The 18,557-nt window shown below is 58.3% G+C and carries 15 protein-coding genes, 1 other RNA gene and 1 pseudogene; 5 read left to right on the top strand and 12 right to left on the bottom strand.

Annotation, left to right across the window (positions count from 1 at the left end; genetic code table 11):
- Positions 1 to 195: 195 nt before the first annotated feature.
- The 3 genes from ald to WX88_RS28895 form a co-directional block, all read right to left on the bottom strand.
- A complete protein-coding gene (ald, locus tag WX88_RS17695; protein WP_046245775.1) occupies positions 196 to 1,323 on the bottom strand; it encodes an alanine dehydrogenase in 1,128 nt (375 codons plus the stop codon).
- 220 nt (positions 1,324 to 1,543) lie between these two features.
- The gene (locus tag WX88_RS17690) at positions 1,544 to 2,062 is read right to left on the bottom strand and encodes a VOC family protein (RefSeq protein ID WP_046245732.1); all 519 of its coding nucleotides are present in this window, start codon (positions 2,060 to 2,062) and stop codon (positions 1,544 to 1,546) included.
- Positions 2,063 to 2,221: 159 nt separating this feature from the next.
- Positions 2,222 to 2,992: a DUF1573 domain-containing protein gene (locus WX88_RS28895; RefSeq protein WP_046245731.1), complete on the bottom strand. Its 771-nt coding sequence runs from the start codon at positions 2,990 to 2,992 to the stop codon at positions 2,222 to 2,224.
- A gap of 252 nt (positions 2,993 to 3,244) precedes the next feature.
- Between WX88_RS28895 and WX88_RS17680 the strand changes: the two genes are divergently transcribed.
- Positions 3,245 to 5,665 carry an alpha-ketoacid dehydrogenase subunit alpha/beta gene (locus WX88_RS17680; RefSeq protein ID WP_046245730.1) on the top strand — a complete coding sequence of 807 codons (2,421 nt, stop codon included), beginning with the start codon at positions 3,245 to 3,247 and terminating at the stop codon, positions 5,663 to 5,665.
- Positions 5,666 to 5,690: 25 nt separating this feature from the next.
- On the opposite strand, the gene WX88_RS17675 is transcribed toward WX88_RS17680, so the two are convergent.
- A complete protein-coding gene (locus WX88_RS17675) occupies positions 5,691 to 6,254 on the bottom strand; it encodes a hypothetical protein (RefSeq protein ID WP_046245729.1) in 564 nt (187 codons plus the stop codon).
- Between the two features lie 118 nt (positions 6,255 to 6,372).
- On the opposite strand from WX88_RS17675, the gene WX88_RS17670 reads away from it, so the two are divergent.
- Positions 6,373 to 7,377, top strand: a complete 1,005-nt coding sequence (locus WX88_RS17670; protein ID WP_052732818.1) for an acyltransferase — start codon at positions 6,373 to 6,375, stop codon at positions 7,375 to 7,377.
- 79 nt (positions 7,378 to 7,456) lie between these two features.
- Here the strand turns inward: WX88_RS17670 and WX88_RS17665 are convergent, their stop codons facing one another.
- Together WX88_RS17665 and WX88_RS17660 are read right to left on the bottom strand one after the other, a co-directional pair.
- The gene (locus tag WX88_RS17665; protein WP_156176234.1) at positions 7,457 to 8,722 is read right to left on the bottom strand and encodes a M1 family aminopeptidase; all 1,266 of its coding nucleotides are present in this window, start codon (positions 8,720 to 8,722) and stop codon (positions 7,457 to 7,459) included.
- 168 nt (positions 8,723 to 8,890) lie between these two features.
- The gene (locus tag WX88_RS17660; protein WP_046245726.1) at positions 8,891 to 10,054 is read right to left on the bottom strand and encodes a sigma-54-dependent transcriptional regulator; all 1,164 of its coding nucleotides are present in this window, start codon (positions 10,052 to 10,054) and stop codon (positions 8,891 to 8,893) included.
- Positions 10,055 to 10,363: 309 nt separating this feature from the next.
- Here WX88_RS17660 and WX88_RS17655 point away from each other — a divergent pair, with 309 nt between their 5' ends.
- Together WX88_RS17655 and WX88_RS17650 are read left to right on the top strand one after the other, a co-directional pair.
- Positions 10,364 to 11,650, top strand: coding sequence for a PQQ-dependent sugar dehydrogenase (locus tag WX88_RS17655; RefSeq protein WP_046245725.1), 1,287 nt, complete (start codon positions 10,364 to 10,366; stop codon positions 11,648 to 11,650).
- Positions 11,651 to 11,658: 8 nt separating this feature from the next.
- Positions 11,659 to 12,099: a c-type cytochrome gene (locus WX88_RS17650; protein WP_046245724.1), complete on the top strand. Its 441-nt coding sequence runs from the start codon at positions 11,659 to 11,661 to the stop codon at positions 12,097 to 12,099.
- Positions 12,100 to 12,180: 81 nt separating this feature from the next.
- On the opposite strand, the gene rnpB is transcribed toward WX88_RS17650, so the two are convergent.
- From rnpB to WX88_RS17635, 6 genes and pseudogenes are all read right to left on the bottom strand, one after another.
- Positions 12,181 to 12,590: RNase P RNA component class A (gene rnpB, locus WX88_RS28890), an RNA gene on the bottom strand.
- A gap of 184 nt (positions 12,591 to 12,774) precedes the next feature.
- Positions 12,775 to 13,017 (bottom strand): annotated as a pseudogene (locus tag WX88_RS28885) (T6SS effector amidase Tae4 family protein); the annotation flags it as partial.
- Between the two features lie 137 nt (positions 13,018 to 13,154).
- Positions 13,155 to 13,583 carry a hypothetical protein gene (locus WX88_RS17645; protein WP_046245723.1) on the bottom strand — a complete coding sequence of 143 codons (429 nt, stop codon included), beginning with the start codon at positions 13,581 to 13,583 and terminating at the stop codon, positions 13,155 to 13,157.
- Positions 13,584 to 13,714: 131 nt separating this feature from the next.
- A complete protein-coding gene (locus WX88_RS30210) occupies positions 13,715 to 14,167 on the bottom strand; it encodes a hypothetical protein (RefSeq protein WP_156176233.1) in 453 nt (150 codons plus the stop codon).
- Positions 14,168 to 14,382: 215 nt separating this feature from the next.
- The gene (locus tag WX88_RS27930) at positions 14,383 to 15,150 is read right to left on the bottom strand and encodes a hypothetical protein (protein ID WP_052732817.1); all 768 of its coding nucleotides are present in this window, start codon (positions 15,148 to 15,150) and stop codon (positions 14,383 to 14,385) included.
- 101 nt (positions 15,151 to 15,251) lie between these two features.
- Positions 15,252 to 17,123: a M1 family metallopeptidase gene (locus tag WX88_RS17635; protein WP_046245722.1), complete on the bottom strand. Its 1,872-nt coding sequence runs from the start codon at positions 17,121 to 17,123 to the stop codon at positions 15,252 to 15,254.
- Positions 17,124 to 17,299: 176 nt separating this feature from the next.
- On the opposite strand from WX88_RS17635, the gene WX88_RS17630 reads away from it, so the two are divergent.
- Positions 17,300 to 18,553 (top strand): hypothetical protein, encoded by a 1,254-nt coding sequence (locus WX88_RS17630; RefSeq protein WP_156176232.1) that lies wholly within the window; start codon positions 17,300 to 17,302, stop codon positions 18,551 to 18,553.
- Positions 18,554 to 18,557 lie beyond the last annotated feature (4 nt).

The raw sequence follows: 18,557 nt of genomic DNA, 5'->3' as shown, positions 1-18,557 counted from the left end.
GAAGTAGACCAATCGATTGAATTAGTGGTAGCACGCGAGACACCTCGCTCCGCTCAGCATAACCGGCTTGTTGATGCGGTTACTTCTGGTTAAGTTTATTAAAACCTCTGAAATTAGAGAAGAAGCAACAACATGGTAAAGCCTTCCCGACGCAGGGGTCAGGAAGGCTTTACCTCGTATCTCTTACCTGTTAACTCAAACAGCGGCTGCTTCCAATACCGAATCCACAGAAACTAGGGGCAGGCCCCAGGCATCGGCTACGCCTTTGTAAACCACCTCGCCGTGCACCACGTTCAGGCCGAGGCGCAGGGCCTCGTCGCGGCGGCAGGCTTCCTGCCAGCCCTGGTTAGCCAATTTCACGGCGTAGGGCAGGGTAGCGTTGGTGAGCGCCAGGGTGCTGGTGTAGGGCACGGCGCCAGGCATGTTGGCCACGCAGTAATGCACTACATCGTCGATGATGAAGGTTGGGTTTTCGTGGGTGGTGGGGTGGCAGGTTTCGATGCAGCCGCCCTGGTCCACCGCCACATCCACTACGACCGTGCCGGGCCGCATGGTCTTCAGCATGTCGCGCGTGATGAGGTGCGGCGCCTTGGCTCCGGGAATCAGCACGGCGCCCACAATCAGGTCGGCGGTCTTGATGGCTTCGCGGATGTTATACTCGTTCGAATACTGCGTCACCACGTTCTTGGGCATGAAGTCGTCGAGCTCGCGCAGACGGTTCAGGCTAATGTCCATCACCGTTACCTGTGCGCCGAGGCCGGCGGCTACTTTAGCGGCCTGCGTGCCCACGATGCCCGCCCCGAGAATGAGGACGTGCGCGGGCTTCACGCCGGGCACGCCGCCTAGCAGAATGCCGCGGCCTTTGAGGGGTTTCTCCAGGTATTTGGCGCCTTCCTGCGGGGCCATACGGCCGGCCACTTCGCTCATCGGGATGAGCAAGGGTAGGGCGCGGTTGCTCAGCTCCACCGTCTCGTAGGCCAGGCAAATGGCCTTGCGCTCTATCATGGCGTGGGTCAATTCCTCGCCGCTGGCAAAGTGGAAGTAAGTGAACAACAGCTGATTCTCTTTGATGAGCGGATACTCTTCCGCAATCGGCTCTTTTACTTTGATAATCATCTCGGCCTGCTCATACACTTCGGCGATGGTGGGGAGCAGCGTGGCGCCAGCCGTTTGATATTCTTCATCGGCGAAGCCGCTGCCTTCGCCAGCGGTGCTTTGTACCAGTAGCGTGTGGCCGTGCTTGCGCAATTCGGCAACGCCGGCAGGCGTGAGGCCCACGCGGTTTTCGTTGTTTTTAATTTCCTTAGGAACGCCGATTATCATGAGCGGAGAGGTGGGAATGATGGTGGTGCGGGGACGTAAAAATTCGAGCCACAAAGATAGGGGAGTAGCGCGCAGCCTTTGCTGCGTCTCGGCTTGCGCGTAAAGCTTCTTTTCCGCCAAGTAGCACGCAGCCTTTGCTGCGTCTCACTCCCGAACAACCCCCCCAGGCAACGCAACCAAATTGCCAACGGTACGGCCGCGGCTCAGCAAAGGCTGCGCCCTACTGCGCTAGTAGCTCGGCCAGGTTTAGGGCGCGGGTGTACATCTGCACACTACCATCGGGCGCCTGGGGCCATTGCTCGCGCGGCCGGTCCCAGTACAGCTCCACGCCGTTCCCATCGGGGTCATCCAGGTAAATGGCTTCCGACACGCCGTGGTCGGCCGAACCGGTGATGGGGTAATTGGCCGCCACTAGTTGCCGTAGCGCCCCGGCCAGTTCGGCCTGCGTGGCGTACAGGATGGCCGTGTGGTACAGGCCCGCGCCGTGCTTGCGGGCTGGCGGTCCGCCCAGGCTGTTCCAGGTATTCAGCCCGATATGGTGGTGGTAGCCCCCGGCCGAAATAAATGCCACTTGGTTGCCAAACCGCTGCACGACCTGGAAACCCAGGATGCCCTGATAAAATGCCAGTGCTTTATCCAGGTCCGTCACCTGCAAGTGAACGTGGCCAATGCGCGTCTGGGCTGGCACTTGGTAAGCCGCGCCCGCTTCCGAAGCGGTAGTTGATGCTGAGTTTTCCATGCGTTAAATAAGTCATTTGAAAGACGTACTAACATTTGGCCAAAGAAAAAGGCCCTGCTAAACCAGCAGGGCCTTTAAAAATAACTACGGAAACCGTTCCGGGAATTTGATCAAAAAGGAGCTAGTCCGTCGTTGGCTGCGCCTTCCTCCGGGTCAGACTTACTTAAACGGAACCGCCGTGCCGCTTTCCTTTACCATGCTGTTGCCGATGAGGTCGCGCACAATGTTGGCCTTGAGCGTGACCTTGGCGTCGCCGCTCAGGTCGTTGGAAGTGATGGTGACGGCGTCGCTCACCTGGCCGAGCTGGCGCTGGCTGTAGAGCAACTCGATAACGGCGCTTTGGCCGGGCGCGATGGGGGCGGGGGGCGTTTTGTAGCCCACGCAGTAGCAGCTGGCACTGAGGGTGCCGAGCACCAGGTCCGTCTTGCCGGTATTCTTCACCACGAAGCGGGCAGCGGGCTGCTGACCCGCTTCCATCTTGCCGAAATCGTGGCTGGTTTTGTCGAGCACCAGGTGCGGCGATTTGGCAAGCTGCGCCGGCGTGAGTGTGGGCTTAATTTCTTCTTTGGTGAGCACCGTGCCTTTGATACTGAGTACTTTGCTGGGCTCGCTGGCGTTGCTGGTCACAGTCACGGTTTTGTTGAACACGCCGGGGCGGCCCGCGCTGCTATACATGGCCTTGATGATGCCGGACTTGCCAGGCAGCACCGGCGTTTTGGTCCAGTCTGGGGTGGTGCAGCCGCAGCTGGCCTGCACGTTGGCGATAACCACGGGCTGGTTGCCGGTGTTCTTGAACCGGAACTCGTGGGTGGCCATGGTGCCCTCGGGCACGTTGCCGAAGTCGTGGTTATCGGTTTCAAACTTCATCACGCCCTGGGCGCGGGCCGTGAAAGCGAATGCCAGAAGGCAAAGAGTGAAGAGTTTTTTCATGATTCTAAAACCTGAACTACCCACCAAGCGTCTGCGCGGCAGGACCGCGGCGGGGTTTTGTTAAATTAAGAAGCCAACAAATGGAGTGGGTTAGCCAGCAGTGTCCGGCCGGCCAAGCTATTACGGGCCAAATATACGGCCAAACCCCTCGTACCACCTACCCGGCCTCAATTCCGTATTTTTGCGCCACGGCTCCGGCCCGCTCGTCCTTCCTATTCTGAATTCCCACTCTTCTCCTTGTCAATTTCCACTATGCCTACTGCCGAAACCGCCCTGCCTGCGCTAGCCGCGCCTCTCACCAAGGTCGACTTCCTCACTGATTACCGCTTGGCTTGGGAAAGCCGTCACGCTTCGCTCGCTGGCCGCAAGGAAGTATTTATGGGCAAGGCCAAGTTTGGCATTTTTGGCGATGGCAAGGAAGTGCCGCAGCTAGCCATGGCCCGCGCCTTCCAGAACGGTGATTTCCGTGCCGGCTACTACCGCGACCAAACGTTTATGGTGGCCATCGGCCAGCTCACCTGGGAGCAGTATTTTGCCCAGCTCTACGCCAACCCTGACGTGGAAGCCGAGCCCGCCACCGCCGGCCGCGCCATGAACGGCCACTTCGCCACCCGTATGCTGGACGAGGACGGCAACCTCACGGCCCTTGCCCACACCAAGAATTCCTCCGCCGACGTCTCGCCCACCGGCGCGCAAATGCCGCGCCTGCTGGGCATGGCCTACGCTTCCAAGCTGTTCAGGCAAAACCCGGACTTGCACCAATTCACGGACCTTTCCACTAACGGCAACGAGGTGGCTTTCGGCACCATTGGCAATGCCAGCACGTCGGAGGGCATGTTTTTCGAGGCCCTGAACGCGGCCGGGGTGCTGCAAGTGCCCATGCTGGTCAGCGTGTGGGACGACCATTATGGCATCTCTGTCCCTGCCGAGTACCAGACCACCAAGCAGAGCATTTCTGAAATCATGATGGGCCTGCAGCGCGACGGCGAAGGCCAGCCGGGCTTCGAGATTTACGTGGTGCGCGGCTGGGACTACGCCGGGCTGGTGGATACCTACCAGCGCGCCGCTACCGTGTGCCGCGAGCAGCACGTACCCGTGCTCATCCACGTCACAGAACTCACGCAGCCCCAGGGCCACAGCACCAGCGGCTCACACGAGCGCTACAAGAGCAAGGACCGGCTGAGCTGGGAGGAGACCCACGACTGCCTGCATAAGCTGCGCGAGTGGCTGCTGGCCGAGGGCCACGCCACCGAAATTGAGCTGGACGAAATCGAAAAAAACGCGGCGGCTACCATCAAAATGGCGCGTACCGCCGCCTGGGCTGCTTTCTTCGACCCCATCAAAGCCGAGCGCGACGAAGCCGTGGCCCTGCTCGACAAGCTGGTGGCCGACACCGGCACCGAAAACAGCTTGCATGAGCTGGTTGAGCAGCTTAGAGTAAACCCCACGCCCATCCGGGCCGACATCGTGCGGACTCTACGGCGGGTGCTGCGCCAGGTGCGTAACGAGAAGCGCAGCTCCGGCCGCCGCGCCGTGCAGCGTCATTTGGAGCAGTTGCTGGCTGAAAACGCCGACCGCTATAATTCCAACCTGTTCAGCCAGAGCGAATACGCCGTTGGCAACATCGAAGAAGTGCCCGCCAAGTTCGTGCCGGGCGCGCCGCAGGTTGATGCCCGCGAGGTGCTGCAAGCCTGCTTCGACGCCAACTTCCAGCGCGACCCCAGCATCTTCGCTATTGGCGAGGACGTGGGCAAGATTGGGGATGTAAACCAGGCCTTTGCGGGCTTACAGGAGAAATTTGGGGAGCTGCGCATCACCGATACCGGCATTCGAGAGTGCACCATCGTGGGGCAGGGCATCGGCGCTGCGCTGCGCGGCTTGCGTCCCATCACCGAAATACAGTATCTGGATTACCTGCTCTACGCTATTCAGATTCTGAGCGATGACCTCGCCAACCTGCAGTACCGCACCAAAGGCGGCCAGAAAGCTCCGCTCATCGTGCGCACGCGTGGGCACCGGCTGGAAGGCATCTGGCACTCCGGCTCGCCCATGAGCATGATTCTGGGCAGCATCCGCGGCATCCATTTGTGCGTGCCCCGCAACATGACGCAGGCGGCGGGCTTCTACAACACACTGCTGCGCAGCGACGAACCCGCCATCGTGATTGAGTGCCTGAACGGCTACCGCCTAAAGGAAACTATCCCGACCAACGTGGGTGAGTTTACCCTGCCCCTGGGCCGCCCCGAAGTGCTGCAAGCCGGCACCGACGTGACGGTGGTAACCTACGGCTCGATGTGCCGCATTGTGCTGGAGGCCGCCCGGCAATTGGCCGAAGCTGGCATTTCGGTGGAGGTAATCGACGTGCAAACCCTGCTGCCCTTCGACGTAGAGCACCTGATTGCCGACAGTCTGCAAAAAACCAACCGCGTAGTGTTTGCCGACGAGGACGTGCCCGGCGGCGGTACCGCCTTCATGATGCAACACGTGCTGGACGAGCAAGGCGCCTACCGTTTCCTGGATGCGCAGCCCCGCTGCCTGGCCGCCCAGCCCCACCGCCCGGCTTATAGCTCAGATGGTGACTATTTCAGCAAGCCCAACGCGGAGGACATCTTCGACACCGTGTATGAGCTGATGAGCGAAGCGGAGCCCGAGCGGTTTCCGGAAATTTACTGAGACCAGTAACGGACCGGGCGTAGCTCTAAAGCGTTACCTCACTGGTCGTGATGGTGTTGCTTTGGCGTAAGGCCCGGTCCATAATGCTGATTTCAAACCGAAAAACCTGGCCGGGTCTGTAAATAGCCCCATCCAGGTTTATGGGAAGCTTATAGTTCAGCTGGCCTTTCAGGGGAGCGGGCTTGGCATCGGCAGGGTCGAGGCGCAGAAACCGGCCGTTGTACTCGCCCTCAAAGCTGCCCGGAACGACAAACTTCACCCACGTCCCGCCGACATTTCTATAGGGCTGAATGAAATAGTTGAAACTAAACCCGCGGTCGTTTGGGCCGCCCTTGGTAGCATTCCACGGTGCTACTTTGATGTCGTCGTCCGATAAGCCCAGGTCGCCATCGCCGTCGCGAAAGTTGAGCGAGAAGTTTATCTCATCGACGGCTAGCGAGCCACCCGCCGCCGGAATCCGCGTCACCTGAATCTCCTTGAAGTCAATAGCTGGCGTAAGATCGTAGTCGGGAGCGTTGACGCAGCCATTGAGGCTCGCTCCAAGTAAAGAAAGAAGGGCGGTCCTACTCAGGGTACGAAGCAGATTCATAAGTACAGAAAGTGATAAGTCAGGAATACAACGGCCGACGCGGTCCCAAAGTACATTTTTTCCAACGAATGGCGAGGGTTGTTGGTTCGACTTGCGTTGCTAACCACGTTGCCCAGCCATGAGTTTCCGAAATGATTTTTTGCGGACCCTACCCACAGTGACTGCCGCCGCTTTCGACGCGGCCGCGCTGGCGCTGTTTCGGCACCAGGCGACCCACTGCCCACCCTACGCCGAATATCTGGCGCGGCTGGCCCGCGACCCGGCGGCCGTGACGCGGATAACGGATATTCCCTTCCTGCCCATCGAATTCTTTAAAACCCACGACGTGCGTACCGCGCCCACCGAGTGGGAGCCCCAGGAAGTGTTTTTGAGCAGCGGCACGACGCTTCAGCAGCGCAGCCGCCACCTCGTGCGCGACCCCGCTTTGTACCGCGAAAACGCCGCCCGAATTTTTGAGGAAAGCTACGGCCTGCTCACTAATTGGACGTTTCTGGCGCTGCTGCCCTCTTATCTGGAGCAAGGGCAGTCGTCGCTGGTTGCAATGGTGGACTATTTTGCCCGGCAATCGGGCCAGACGCAGCCCGCATTTTTCCTGCACGACCACGCGGCTCTGCGCGCTGCCCTGGCCGCCGCCAAGCAGGTATCCGGCCGCCGCGTCATGCTCATTGGCGTGAGCTATGCGCTGCTCGATTTTGCCACCGAAGCAGGCCCTGCGCCGGAGCTGCAAGGCCTCACCGTACTCGAAACCGGGGGGATGAAGGGCCGTCGCCGCGAAATGATTCGGGAAGAGCTGCACCAGGAGCTGCAAGCAGCGTTCGGCCCGGCAGGCATTCATTCGGAGTATGGCATGACCGAGTTGCTCAGCCAGGCCTATTCGTTGGGCGATGGCCAGTTTCATTGTCCCGCCCCGCTGCGCGTGCTGCTGCGCGACCCGTCGGACCCATTCTCGGTTGGCAGCAGCCGGGGAGATGGGGCCATCAACGTTATTGACTTGGCTAACATCGATTCCTGCGCATTCATCGAAACCAAGGACTTAGCGCGTATGCACCCCGATGGCTCATTTGAGGTGCTGGGCCGGATGGATAATTCGGACGTGCGCGGATGCAACCAGCTGGCAAGTTGATGGCGCGGGGTAGAACCCTACTGGGGTACGACCCCGCGCCATCCTGGCGCTTGTAGCTGCATAAATCCTGATTTGTTGATTATTTCACTAATGCTTGTTCCACGGATTGCCGCATGTCAGCAGAGAATGTGGTTTCGATTCCTTGAAGTAGTTCAGCAGTGGTTGAGGTCTTTTGTTCTGCTACGAACTTCAACCAGTTAAGGAATTTCTCTTCTCCAACTTGTTGCTGTATGCCGTACAGCACTACCGGTCCCTTCTTATACAAAACATTTCCAGCCCCGTTAGCCTCCCGATTCAGGTTGCGAATCGGCGGCGAAGTCTGTGTTTGTTTTTGATAAGACTCTATTTTCTGGTCGAATGCCACCTGGCCCCGCTGCCGCTTTAGATATAGTAGGGCACTGTATTCGGCAAAGGATTCATTAAGCCAGTCCTCCCACGTGGTCTTGTTGGCTTTGTTCCACCAAAAATGGCCAATCTCATGGCCAATTAAAAAGCTAATTTCGGCTGGTGTCTTGCCTTTGGTTTGTAAGGCAATAAAACCACTGCGGGAATAGGAAGTAATGCCTTTGGTCGGATCAATAAACACGGTTAAATTACGTCCGTTCGCACTCCCAAACAGGCTTTGCAGGTAACTATAAACGTCTTTGCACAAAGCCAGCGTAGAGTCAGCCTGGGCATCAGTCAAATTGATATAATGAATTCGAATGGCGCCGTTGTTTTGCTGAAATAATTTGGTTTTTATTTTTTTTGAAGCTAGCACTACCATGTCATTATCAGGCTGGGTCCGTACAAGCTCCCAATTATCCGACTTGTGGCTGACAACGCCAGTGCCCGAGACCGTAAAGTCGGGCGGTACTTGAAGGCGAATGTGATGGGTAAAGCGTCCATAGTCAAAATTTAAAGGAAACCATGCCGCATACAGGTTCAGCTCTATTAAGTCATCTGTGAACGAAGTGCCGCCGTGCCGTAGGTCCGAGAAGATGCAGCTGTAGCGAAAGCGGAGTTGATTTGTTCCAGCCGCCAGTGAAGTTGTTTTAATCGTTAGTCGGCGGCCATCTTCCAAAAACATATTGTCGCTGGTTCCTTTTACTCTGAAAATATAGGGCAGTGCCTGTTTGCCAGAGGTAATGCTCATTATTTGGGCGTTCTTATTCAAAAGGAGATAAACGCTGTCTTCCCCATTGGACTGAAGCGTGAGGGTCATGTCAACGGTTACGAGCTTCTGGTCAGCATTAATTTGCGCAGCTACTTGGTAAGCACTGACCCGGATGGCATTCGCTGTTCCGGCACTGAAAAGCAGGAGTAATAATAAGAGTAACCGTCGATATGCGGGGCTGAATAGCATGAATTTTAGATAAAAATGAGTGATGTAAGAAGCCAGAGTGGCATTGGTACCTCTGTTCGCAGGCGCCGCGCATCAAATTAGCGGATAAGGCTCTTTTCTTGGGAAGGCCCTCTTGATGACACGGAGTCGTACCTGGTACGACTCCGTGTCATCAACTTATCATCCGTTTTACTTCCCCGCGAAGGCTCGTGCGTCGCCTTCCGAAATGGTATCGTCGCTCATAATGACGAGGCGTTCTACCACGTTGCGCAGCTCGCGGATGTTGCCGCGCCAGTCCAGGCCTTTTAAGTACTCCAGGGCTGCAGCGTCTATTTTCTTGGGCTTGTTACCGTAGTCGGCGGCAATGTCGTTGAGGAACTTCTGAATGAGTTCGGGAATGTCGTCGCGGCGGTCGTTCAGGGCTGGTACCTGAATTAGAATGACCGAGAGGCGGTGGTACAGGTCTTCGCGGAAATTACGGTCGGCGATTTCCTGCATCAGGTCTTTGTTGGTGGCGGCGAGCACGCGCACGTTCACCGAAATTTCTTTTTCGCCGCCCACGCGGGTGATTTTGTTTTCCTGCAAAGCGCGGAGTACTTTGGCCTGGGCCGAGAGGCTCATGTCGCCGATTTCGTCGAGAAAGAGCGTGCCACCATCGGCTTGCTCAAACTTGCCGATGCGCTGTTTCACGGCCGAGGTGAAGGAGCCTTTTTCGTGGCCGAACAGCTCGCTCTCAATCAGCTCAGAGGGAATGGCGGCGCAGTTTACCTCCACCATGGGTCCCTGGGCGCGCTGGCTTAGCTCGTGGAGCTGGCGGGCCACCATTTCTTTGCCGGCGCCGTTGGGGCCGGTGATGAGTACCCGGGCGTCAGTGGGCGCTACTTTTTCGATGGCTTTGCGCACGGCACCCAGGGCGGCCGAGGAGCCCACCATTGCCGAGCCTTTGGCGACGGAGAGCTTCTTTTTCAGCGTCTTCGTTTCGGTCACCAGCTTGGTGCGGTCGAGGGCGTTGCGCACCGTGACGAGCAGGCGGTTCAGGTCGGGCGGCTTGGGCAGGAAGTCGTAGGCGCCTTTCTTGGTGGCTTCCACGGCCGTGTCGATGCTGCCGTGGGCCGAGACCATGATAAAGGCCGCATCCGTGCCCATGGCCTGGGCGCGGGTGAGAACTTCGAGGCCATCCATCTTGGGCATTCTAATGTCGCAGAGTACCACGTCGTAGCGCTGCTGGATGAGCATGTCGAGGCCGGCGGGGCCGTCCTCAGCTTGGTCAACGGTGTAACTTTCGAACTCCAGAATTTCTTTCAGCGTATTGCGGATGGCTTTTTCGTCGTCGATGATGAGAATACGGGGCATGGGAAATGAAAAGAGAATAGAAGCGCACGGAACAAAGCGAAGGTAACAATAAAGCCGGGCGCCATGATTCTACCTCTGCAAACCGCCAACCTAATCGGCAGCCGCTATATTCGCCCGTCGACTCAGCTTTTGCTGCTTTTGGGCAGTTTAATCGTTAACTACTATCGTCCTTCTCCGGTTGGGGTGCCGGCCATCAGACTCCCCGGGGTTCGGGGCCGGGCCCGTTAGGTGGGGCACATGAGATTTCGTAGCCGCGCCGCATACGCCAGCGAGAAAACCGGTCTAAATCATTCTTACACCAATTCCTTTATGAAAAGCACCCTGCTTCGTCCCTTGTTACTCTCGACGGTCCTGGTCGGCAGCCTGTCCCTTTATGCCCTTACCAACAAGGGGACGACCGTGGTGGCCGACCCCGACAACGCGGGACTGAAGCTGCCCACCGGCTTCGGAGCCTTGGTGGTGGCCGAAACCGGTGCCCGCACCCGGCACCTCACCGTGACGCCGCAGGGCAACATTTACGTCAAGCTGAACCGGCCCACCAAAGACGGCAAAGGCATTCTGGTGCTACATGAGGCGCCCACCGGCAAAGCCACCGTCACGGGTGGCTTTGGCAGCTACGGGGGCACGGGCATCGCCACCAAAGACGGTTATCTGTACGCCTCGTCCGACCAGGAAGTATTTCGCTACAAGCTGGATGCCAAGGGTGAAGTAACCAACCCCGCGCAGCCCGAGAAAATAATTACGGGGCTGATTAATCGCCGTCAGCACGAGAGCAAATCTATTGCGCTCGATAACGCGGGAAATATCTACGTTAACATCGGGGCGTATTCCAACTCCTGCCAGGTGAAGGACCGCCAGAAAGGCTCGCTCGGCCAGCCGAATTGCCCCGTGCTGGATTCGGCGGGGGGCATCTGGCAGTTTCGGGCCGACAAGCTCAATCAGGGTTACGGCAGTGGCACCCGTTACGCCACCGGCCTGCGCAATGTGGTGGGCCTCGACTGGAACCAGCAGGTCAACGGGCTCTTTGTGATGCAGCACGGCCGCGACCAGCTGCACGACACTTTTCCGGAGCTGTACGACACGAAACAGTCGGCTGAGCGACCGGCAGAGTGCCTCTACGCCCTCAAGAAAGGCGATAATGCCGGCTGGCCCTACCTGTACTACGACCCTATTCAGCGCAAGAAGATGCTGGCCCCCGAGTATGGCGGCGACGGCAAGAAGGAAGCCGACCCCAAGTACCTGGAGCCCGCTGCCGCTTACCCTGCGCACATGGCCCCCAACGGCTTGCTGTTCTATACCGGCACCATGTTCCCCGAGAAGTATCGCAACGGTGCCTTCATCGCTTTCCACGGCTCCTGGAACCGGGCGCCCGAGCCCCAGAAAGGCTATTACGTAGTCTTTCAGCCCTTCAAAGACGGCAAGCCGGCCGGTGATTGGGAGGTGTTCGCGGATAACTTCGCGGGCTCGCCCGAAAAAATAGCCACCGGTCGGGCCGACCACAAGCCCTGCGGCCTGGCCCAGGGCCCGGACGGCTCGCTCTACGTTTCCGACGACAAGGCAGGAACCATTTACCGCATCGTATACAACAAGAAATAAGTGCTTTCGTGAAGAAGACTCTCGCTATAATGGCCCTGCTTGCGCTGGGTAGCGGGCCAGTGTTGGCCCAGAAAAAACCCGCCGCCAAAATGGCGGCTACCGCCGGTATACCGGCGGCTTCCCTGCTCAAGGGCAAATCCATTTACACCCAATATTGCCTGACCTGTCACCAGGCTGATGGTGGTGGGGTAGACGGCCTGAACCCGCCCCTCACCAAAACTGACTACGTGCTGGGCGACAAAACCCGCCTGATAAACGTGCTGGTCAACGGCCTGCAAGGCGTGGATATCAACGACGAGCCCTACAACAACGTGATGCCCTCGCAGGACTTTCTCACCGACCAGCAAATGGCCGACGTCCTGACCTACGTGCGCAACAACTTCGGCAACAAAGCCAGCGCCGTGACGGCGGCCGAAGTGAAAGCCGTGCGGACGGCAAACAAGAAGTAAAAGCTGCGCTCGGCATGACACTCTGGTCTTCGCCAAAATCAAAAGGGCCGCCGCAATACAATTGCGACGGCCCTTTTGATGAGTGGTGATGGGTCTGTAAGCCGGGTTTTGTCCGTGCCTGGGGGCGCGTCCCCACCATTTATCTAGGCCAGTCCTCGCGGAAAGGCTCCATCAACCTACCCGCTGGCGCCGGACGAGCCGCCCGGTGCCGGTGCCGCCCGAAGGCCGCGCCGGCGTACCAGCTTATTTGGTCTTTCAACCCCTGAGGTTTACCCAGCCGGGACGGTCACCCGCCCGCTGGTGCGCTCTTACCGCACCTTTTCACCCTTACCGGCGGCCTCGAAAGGCCACGTAGGCGGTAGTTTTCTGTGGCACTGGCTGTCCTAGGTTGCCTTGCGGCGTGCTAGGCCTTCCCGTTAGGAAGCAGGGTGCTCTGCGTTGCCCGGACTTTCCTCGTCGCCCGAAAGCGCCGCGGTGGGGCGACTCATCACTGCGGGCAAAGATAGGGATTGCCAGCTGCGGTTAGCAAAGCCAGAGTTGCGATTTAATTAGATAGGGCGGCACGACGCCTTTCACGGCAGGAAGTTTCTTTTTCGGCATGGCCCAGTAGTCATGCCCACCCACATACAGGCCCTTCTGACCATCCCAGAGGGTGAAATGACCACGAGCGTCGCCCTAGCCATTTACACTCCAGGCAATAATTCCAGTTTTGCCCCAAAAAGCATCTTCTTCAATAGCTTCGCCTAATTTAATAATATCGGCCGCACCATACTGTTTGCTTAAATAATCAATGAACTCAGTGACCCGAACAGCATAATTAAGCTTATCAGCACCCTTTACCGTCAGTAACCCTGGATAGCTACCAGGAATAAGATTTCCAGAGCCTTCGTAATTAAATGCCTTACTCATTCGAATAACACAGGTGTTATCGCCTAGCTATTCTTGCGTCACCCCTCCGCCAATATCTTTTTTGACTTGCGAGAAGCTTGAACCAGTCGGATAGTTCTTTTTTAATTGCTCAAAGGTTGGTAGAATTAAAGAAGGCATAAAGGGGATTATTTTAAAGTTTGACGGAAAAGCTTTTCAGTGGCCGGGTTGTCTGGAAATTCAGCTAAGTCAGTGGCGGTGCCCCAACTGGTCTGCTCTTCTTCTTTTCGGGTACTCAGGAACACAATGAACGGTTTACCGAGCGTCGATGGGTCATATTTTTCGCTTCTGAAAGAATAATAGCGAACGGTATCGCCCGAGTGGAATGGGCCCCGATATGCCTGGGCGACTTTCAGCAATGCGGAAGAATACCCATTTTGCCCGTCTTGCACCGCTACTACCTTCCCCTGTATGATGGCGTCTGCCTTTTGGCAATTTTCCTGCACTAATGCCACTGGCGGTGCATCGCCCGCTTCAACCGCTGACGAATCGGGGGAGGTAGTGCAACCAAGTAGCGCGAGTGGCAATAAAAAAATGGTTTGGCGAAACCAGCTCATGGCAGAATGAACAAGTTAATAGGTGGTTCTAAGCCGCCTTGCGCCGCGAGCAGGATACTCTGCGTTGCCCGGACTTTCGTCGTCGCCCGAAAGCGTCGCGGTGGGGCGAATCATCACTGCGGCCAAATGTACTAACTGGCGGCTTGAAGTTGCTTGAAGCGTTTTCTGGTGAAAAGCTTGTCTAATCTTTTCGATTCGTGCTCGATACCACCTTCTCCAATTAATCTACTGCCACACGAATGCAATGCGTGATTTGCCGTAGCATAAATGACGTACGACTTGCCTGCTTGTACTAAAGGGATGCCGCAAAAGGAATACTCTTGCTTCACCACAATTGTATCAACTTTCGTTCCTCTCCAAAATTTGCTAGGTACAAACTTGAATGTAACATCACTCATTATATGGCCGTTTTCTGTTTTCTTCGTAATTTTTGCACTGACTAGTTTGCCAGAGAAAATTAGATTGTGCCACCTCACTTGAGATTTAATATTACTTGTGATTGTAGAGCAGGAGCAGCTTTTCGCTTTATCTACAACTGAAATCAATAGAAAAACTACGAGCAGAAGTCGAGTTGCATGCGGCATAATTAGACGGGCTTACTGATTAATCGGTGTAATATACTCTCGCAGCTACTTCCCCTCCCACTCATTATCCTTCGGGAAACTATCCGGCACTTGCGGCACTTGCGTACTGCCCAGGGGCGTGCCTGTCATAGGTTGCTTACCAATTATAATATTAAAAAAACCAGCCGGCTAGGCCGACTGGTTTTTGATGAGGAGCGGCAGCTTAGCCAATGTGGTTAGAATTCCAGATTGCTGAACGTACCGGCCGTGATGGTGCGCGTCCCGGTAGCGCCGGACCCGTCGGGCTGGGCTACGGCGCTAAACGTGCCCGAAACCCGCCGCGGGTTCGTGGTCACCGACGTGATGGTGACGGTGCCGGTGCCCCCCGTGGCTGAGGTGCTCCATTCTACCAGATTGCTGCCAGCCGCCTCTATAACGTTGATTTCCGACGTGCTGCTTGCCCCGCCAAACGTGTAGGAACGGGGGCCAGTCGGCAATACGTCCAGGCTGAGGGTAACAATCCGGCTGCCCGTGCCACTGCTACTCTGAATGAACAACGAGCCGGACAGCACGTTGGCCGAGGCCAGGTTTGCCGTGGTAGCTGTGCCGTTGATGGTGTAGGTGAAAGTAGCCGTGCCGCCCGTGCTGCCCATCGTTACCGTCACCGGCGTGGCCGTGGCCGTGCCGCCCGCCGTCACGGCCACGGTTTGCGTGGCCGGGGCCGTGAAGCCCGTGGCCGGAGTGAAGCTCAGCGTGTAGGTGCCGGCGGCCATGTTGGTGAAGGTGTAGGTGCCACTGGCGGTGGGGGTGGCCGTGGCGGTGGTAGTCGGGGTGGCGGTGCTGGTGGCTGTGACGGTGGTTACTGAGTTGGCCGGTGTAATCTGCCCGTTCACCGTGCCAGTGGTGGGGGTAGGGTCCGCTTTTTTGTCATCGCTGCACGAGGATAACACAAGTGAAAAACCAGCAAACAAAGCCAGTAGAATCGTGAAGAAAAAGTGTTTCATGAATCAGTGTTTTTAAAAATAAGTAAAAAATGGAAAAAGTATTCTAGCAAAGGTATGTGCTTATTGTGATGATTTTAGGTGCTGAAAAATAAATTCAACCGTTAGTTTTTCTGTTTTCCCTCCCACACATTATCCTTCGGGAAACTATCTGGTACCAGCGTGCTGCCCAGCGTCACGCGCTTCACGGGTTGCTTGGTGGCCACTGGGACGGTGACGGACGTAGCGCCCGATTCCCAGACGGCGATGCTGCGGTGGAATTTCTGGGTGGAATTATCCGCGAAACTCACCACTACATCGATGGGGACGGGCTTGCTGCCTTTGGCTTGCACCACGATGTCGTAGCCAGCGGCGGTTTTGTTGACGCTGGCGATGGCCAGGTCGGGGTAGCCACCGTCGAAAAACCAGCGCTGCCAGAACCAGTTGAGGTTGCGGCCGGCGCCCGTATTCATGCTGTTGAAAAAGTCGTAGGGCATGGGGTGCTTGCCGTTCCAGTTGCGGATGTAGGTGTGCAGGGCCTTGGTGAACAGCTCGTCGCCGAGCAAATCCTTCACGTAGAGGTAGCCCAGACCGGGCTTGGGATAGGAATTGAGGAAGAAGGGCACGCCGCTTTGCTGGGTGCTGAGCGTGACGACGGGCGAGTCGTTTTCGGTAGCGGCGGCCTTGGCGTACGCGGCCACGCCGTAGTTGTCGTCCAGCTTGGGGTCGATGAGGGAGGAAATCAGCCACTCGCCGATGGTGGCCCAGCCCTCGTCCATCCAGCCGTACTTGGTTTCGTTGATGCCCATGTAGAAGGGGAACATCGTGTGGAAGATTTCGTGGTCGGTGAGGGTGATGGCGTCCTCGCGGGTGGCGGTGGGGTTGTCGTTCACCATCATCGGGTACTCCATCTGGTCGAGGCCGTCGAACACGGTTTCGTGGGCGTAAGGGAAGGGCCACTTGGGGAAGGTGTAGCTCATGGCCTCCACCGTTTTGCGGGCAATGCCGAGCACTTCGCCGTAGCTGCGGTGCTTAGGAGAGTAAACGGCATCGACACGGGTGCGCCGCCCGGTGGCGGGGTCGACCACCAGGCTGGTGGCTTCCCACACGTAATGGTCGGCCGTGGCGAAGACAAAATCGGTGACGTTGCGGGCCTCGAAATGCCAGGTGTTTTGCGGACTAGCGGCTGTCACGTCGCGCCGTTGCGCGTCGGCGGTGCTGATGATGAAACGCGGCGCGTCCTGTTGGTCGGCTTCGCGCAGGCGTTGGGCGTAGGGGGCGGTCAGTACCTGGTCGGCGTTGGTGAGGTCGCCGGTGGCCCACACCACAAAGTGCCGGGGCACGGTCACGTCGACCGAAAAATTGCAGAAGTCGTTATAAAACTCCTGCGAGCCATTGTAGGGGAATTTGTTCCAGCCATCCACGTCGTCGTACACGGCAATGCGCGGGAAGAAGTACGCCACGAAGGCCGCCCCTGGCTCCACCTGGCCCGTGCGCATGTGGGAGGTTTGATTGAGCGTGTAGCGGTAGTCGACCACCACCTGCATTGCCTGGCCGGGGCCCAGGGGTTGCGAGAGCGATATCGTCAGGTTGGTGTCTTTCGCATCGAGTTTGCTGAAGCCCACGGCCTTCCCGTTGAGGGTCATCCGCTCAATCTTGACGCCGTCGCCGATGTCTTCCCGCCGGAAGGCCGAGCTGCGGGGCGCCCCCTTTTTATACAGGTTGGGGTAGAGCTTGAACCACAGCTCGCGGAGCGAATCGGGACTGCTATTGGTGTACTTGATAGCCACGCTGCCCGCCACCAGCCGGGTGGTGGGGTCGAAGCTGACGCGAATGTTGTAGTCGGCGGTGTTTTGCCAGTAGCTGGGGCCGGGCTGGCCACTCTCGGCGCGGGTGCCTTTGGCGTAGGTGGCTTGCAGGTTGCGCGGCACGGGCAGCGGCTGCTGGGCCAGGGTAGAGAGGGGAAGCAGCAGGCAAAGGAAGGGTAGGAGGCGCATGAGGGGAGCAATAGCGCTGGATGAGGCGCTGGGTGGCGGTTGAGCAACAAAAGAACAACCAAAGCGCCATTGCCCCGGCTTGGTTCCGGGTCCCGAACCACCGCCCCGCCGCCCGTTCTGAAAGCTGATCATTACTTTAGCGGCGCCTCACCCACGAGGTGCTCAACCCTTTGATTATGGAAGACCTGCCGCCCGCTCCCGCCGACCCCACGATGCCGGACACGCCCGAGGCGCGGGCGGCCTACATCAAAGAAGCGCAGACTAAGCGTGACTTTACCGGGCTGTCGCGTCTGTTCGAGGCCGAGCTGCTGGCGCAGCCGGCATTTGCCGAGGCCATGGAGCCGTACTTCGTCCAAAGCCGGCCGCACGTGGCTCGCATGTACGCCAACGCCAAAGCCGGTGCTTACATCAAGGGGCCGATGCTGCTGAAGCGGACGGGCGCGCGCTTCCTGGAAGTCCGCGAAGAGGCGGCCCACGACCTGTGGGAGATTCAGCAGAAGAAGCTCTTCGACCTGCAATGCCGCTGGCGGGCCGAGCAAATCACGCTGCCCGGCGTGCGCCACACCGAGGAATTTCGGCAGTGGGAAAAGTATCCTGAACACTGCCCGTGGCTGCCCCCGATCACCGCCGACGAAGTGGCCCTTTACGAAGCCTATCTGCGCTCCGACGCCTACGAGCCCAGCCGTAACTGGTCATGGCAGGCCTACGATACCTTCCGGCGCACCGCTGAGGGCAGCGGCGACGACGCCGATGACGACGACAGCGACGACGGCTACACCACGGCCGAACGCCGGGCCTACCGCACCCTGCCGGCCTGGTACCGCTACCACGACGAGGCCACCGGCGCGGGCTCGCTGCTGGCCCTGCCCGACGTGCGCGGCGAGAAGGAGGCATACTACATCGGCCTGACCGAAGCCGACAAAGCGGAGAAGCTGGCGGCCCAGCGCGCCCGCGGCGACATGGCCGCCAGCTTGCCGTGGCACCCGTTTATCAGCAGCTCGGATTGCAGCCCGTATTTCCGGCAGTTTGAGGACCCGGCCGAGCTGCCGCGCCTGCTGCGCTGGTACGAGGCCGACCGCGCCGACGTGCGCCGCCGCCAGGGCTATCTGTTCGAGGCCACTCACTGGATAGAACGTGCGCTGGAAGACCAAGCGGCGCCGTGGCCCATTGCCGCCCACGCCGACTGGCGGCTGGCGGTGATAACCGCCGGGCAGCGGGCCTGGGGGCACCGGCTGGCCGAGGTGCTGGCCGAGGTCTGGCAGGAGCAGGAACAAAACCGCGCCCTGGGCTTGTCCGTGACGGGTCCTAAGGTGTACGGTGACCGCAAGCCGTTTGAGGAGCTGGACTGGGCCGAGGAAGAAACCTACCAGCCCAAGTTCATTTTGCGCGGCCGCGAACTGGCCGGCGAGCCGCGCGACTTCAACTTCTAGCCGG

The sequence above is a fragment of the Hymenobacter terrenus genome (assembly GCF_000972495.1).
Classification (GTDB): Bacteria; Bacteroidota; Bacteroidia; order Cytophagales; family Hymenobacteraceae; genus Hymenobacter; species Hymenobacter terrenus.
Note: the sequence above shows the minus strand (reverse complement) of the source record. Positions and strands in the feature narration are given on the sequence as shown.

What these genes read in the sequence shown, in the direction of transcription:
- ald (WP_046245775.1), bottom strand. Translation starts at nt 1,323, where the DNA reads ATGATAATCGGCGTTCCTAAGGAAATTAAAAACAACGAAAACCGCGTG.
- WX88_RS17690 (WP_046245732.1), bottom strand. Translation starts at nt 2,062, where the DNA reads ATGGAAAACTCAGCATCAACTACCGCTTCGGAAGCGGGCGCGGCTTAC.
- WX88_RS28895 (WP_046245731.1), bottom strand. Translation starts at nt 2,992, where the DNA reads ATGAAAAAACTCTTCACTCTTTGCCTTCTGGCATTCGCTTTCACGGCC.
- WX88_RS17680 (WP_046245730.1), top strand. Translation starts at nt 3,245, where the DNA reads ATGCCTACTGCCGAAACCGCCCTGCCTGCGCTAGCCGCGCCTCTCACC.
- WX88_RS17675 (WP_046245729.1), bottom strand. Translation starts at nt 6,254, where the DNA reads ATGAATCTGCTTCGTACCCTGAGTAGGACCGCCCTTCTTTCTTTACTT.
- WX88_RS17670 (WP_052732818.1), top strand. Translation starts at nt 6,373, where the DNA reads ATGAGTTTCCGAAATGATTTTTTGCGGACCCTACCCACAGTGACTGCC.
- WX88_RS17665 (WP_156176234.1), bottom strand. Translation starts at nt 8,722, where the DNA reads ATGCTATTCAGCCCCGCATATCGACGGTTACTCTTATTATTACTCCTG.
- WX88_RS17660 (WP_046245726.1), bottom strand. Translation starts at nt 10,054, where the DNA reads ATGCCCCGTATTCTCATCATCGACGACGAAAAAGCCATCCGCAATACG.
- WX88_RS17655 (WP_046245725.1), top strand. Translation starts at nt 10,364, where the DNA reads ATGAAAAGCACCCTGCTTCGTCCCTTGTTACTCTCGACGGTCCTGGTC.
- WX88_RS17645 (WP_046245723.1), bottom strand. Translation starts at nt 13,583, where the DNA reads ATGAGCTGGTTTCGCCAAACCATTTTTTTATTGCCACTCGCGCTACTT.
- WX88_RS30210 (WP_156176233.1), bottom strand. Translation starts at nt 14,167, where the DNA reads ATGCCGCATGCAACTCGACTTCTGCTCGTAGTTTTTCTATTGATTTCA.
- WX88_RS27930 (WP_052732817.1), bottom strand. Translation starts at nt 15,150, where the DNA reads ATGAAACACTTTTTCTTCACGATTCTACTGGCTTTGTTTGCTGGTTTT.
- WX88_RS17635 (WP_046245722.1), bottom strand. Translation starts at nt 17,123, where the DNA reads ATGCGCCTCCTACCCTTCCTTTGCCTGCTGCTTCCCCTCTCTACCCTG.
- WX88_RS17630 (WP_156176232.1), top strand. Translation starts at nt 17,300, where the DNA reads ATGGAAGACCTGCCGCCCGCTCCCGCCGACCCCACGATGCCGGACACG.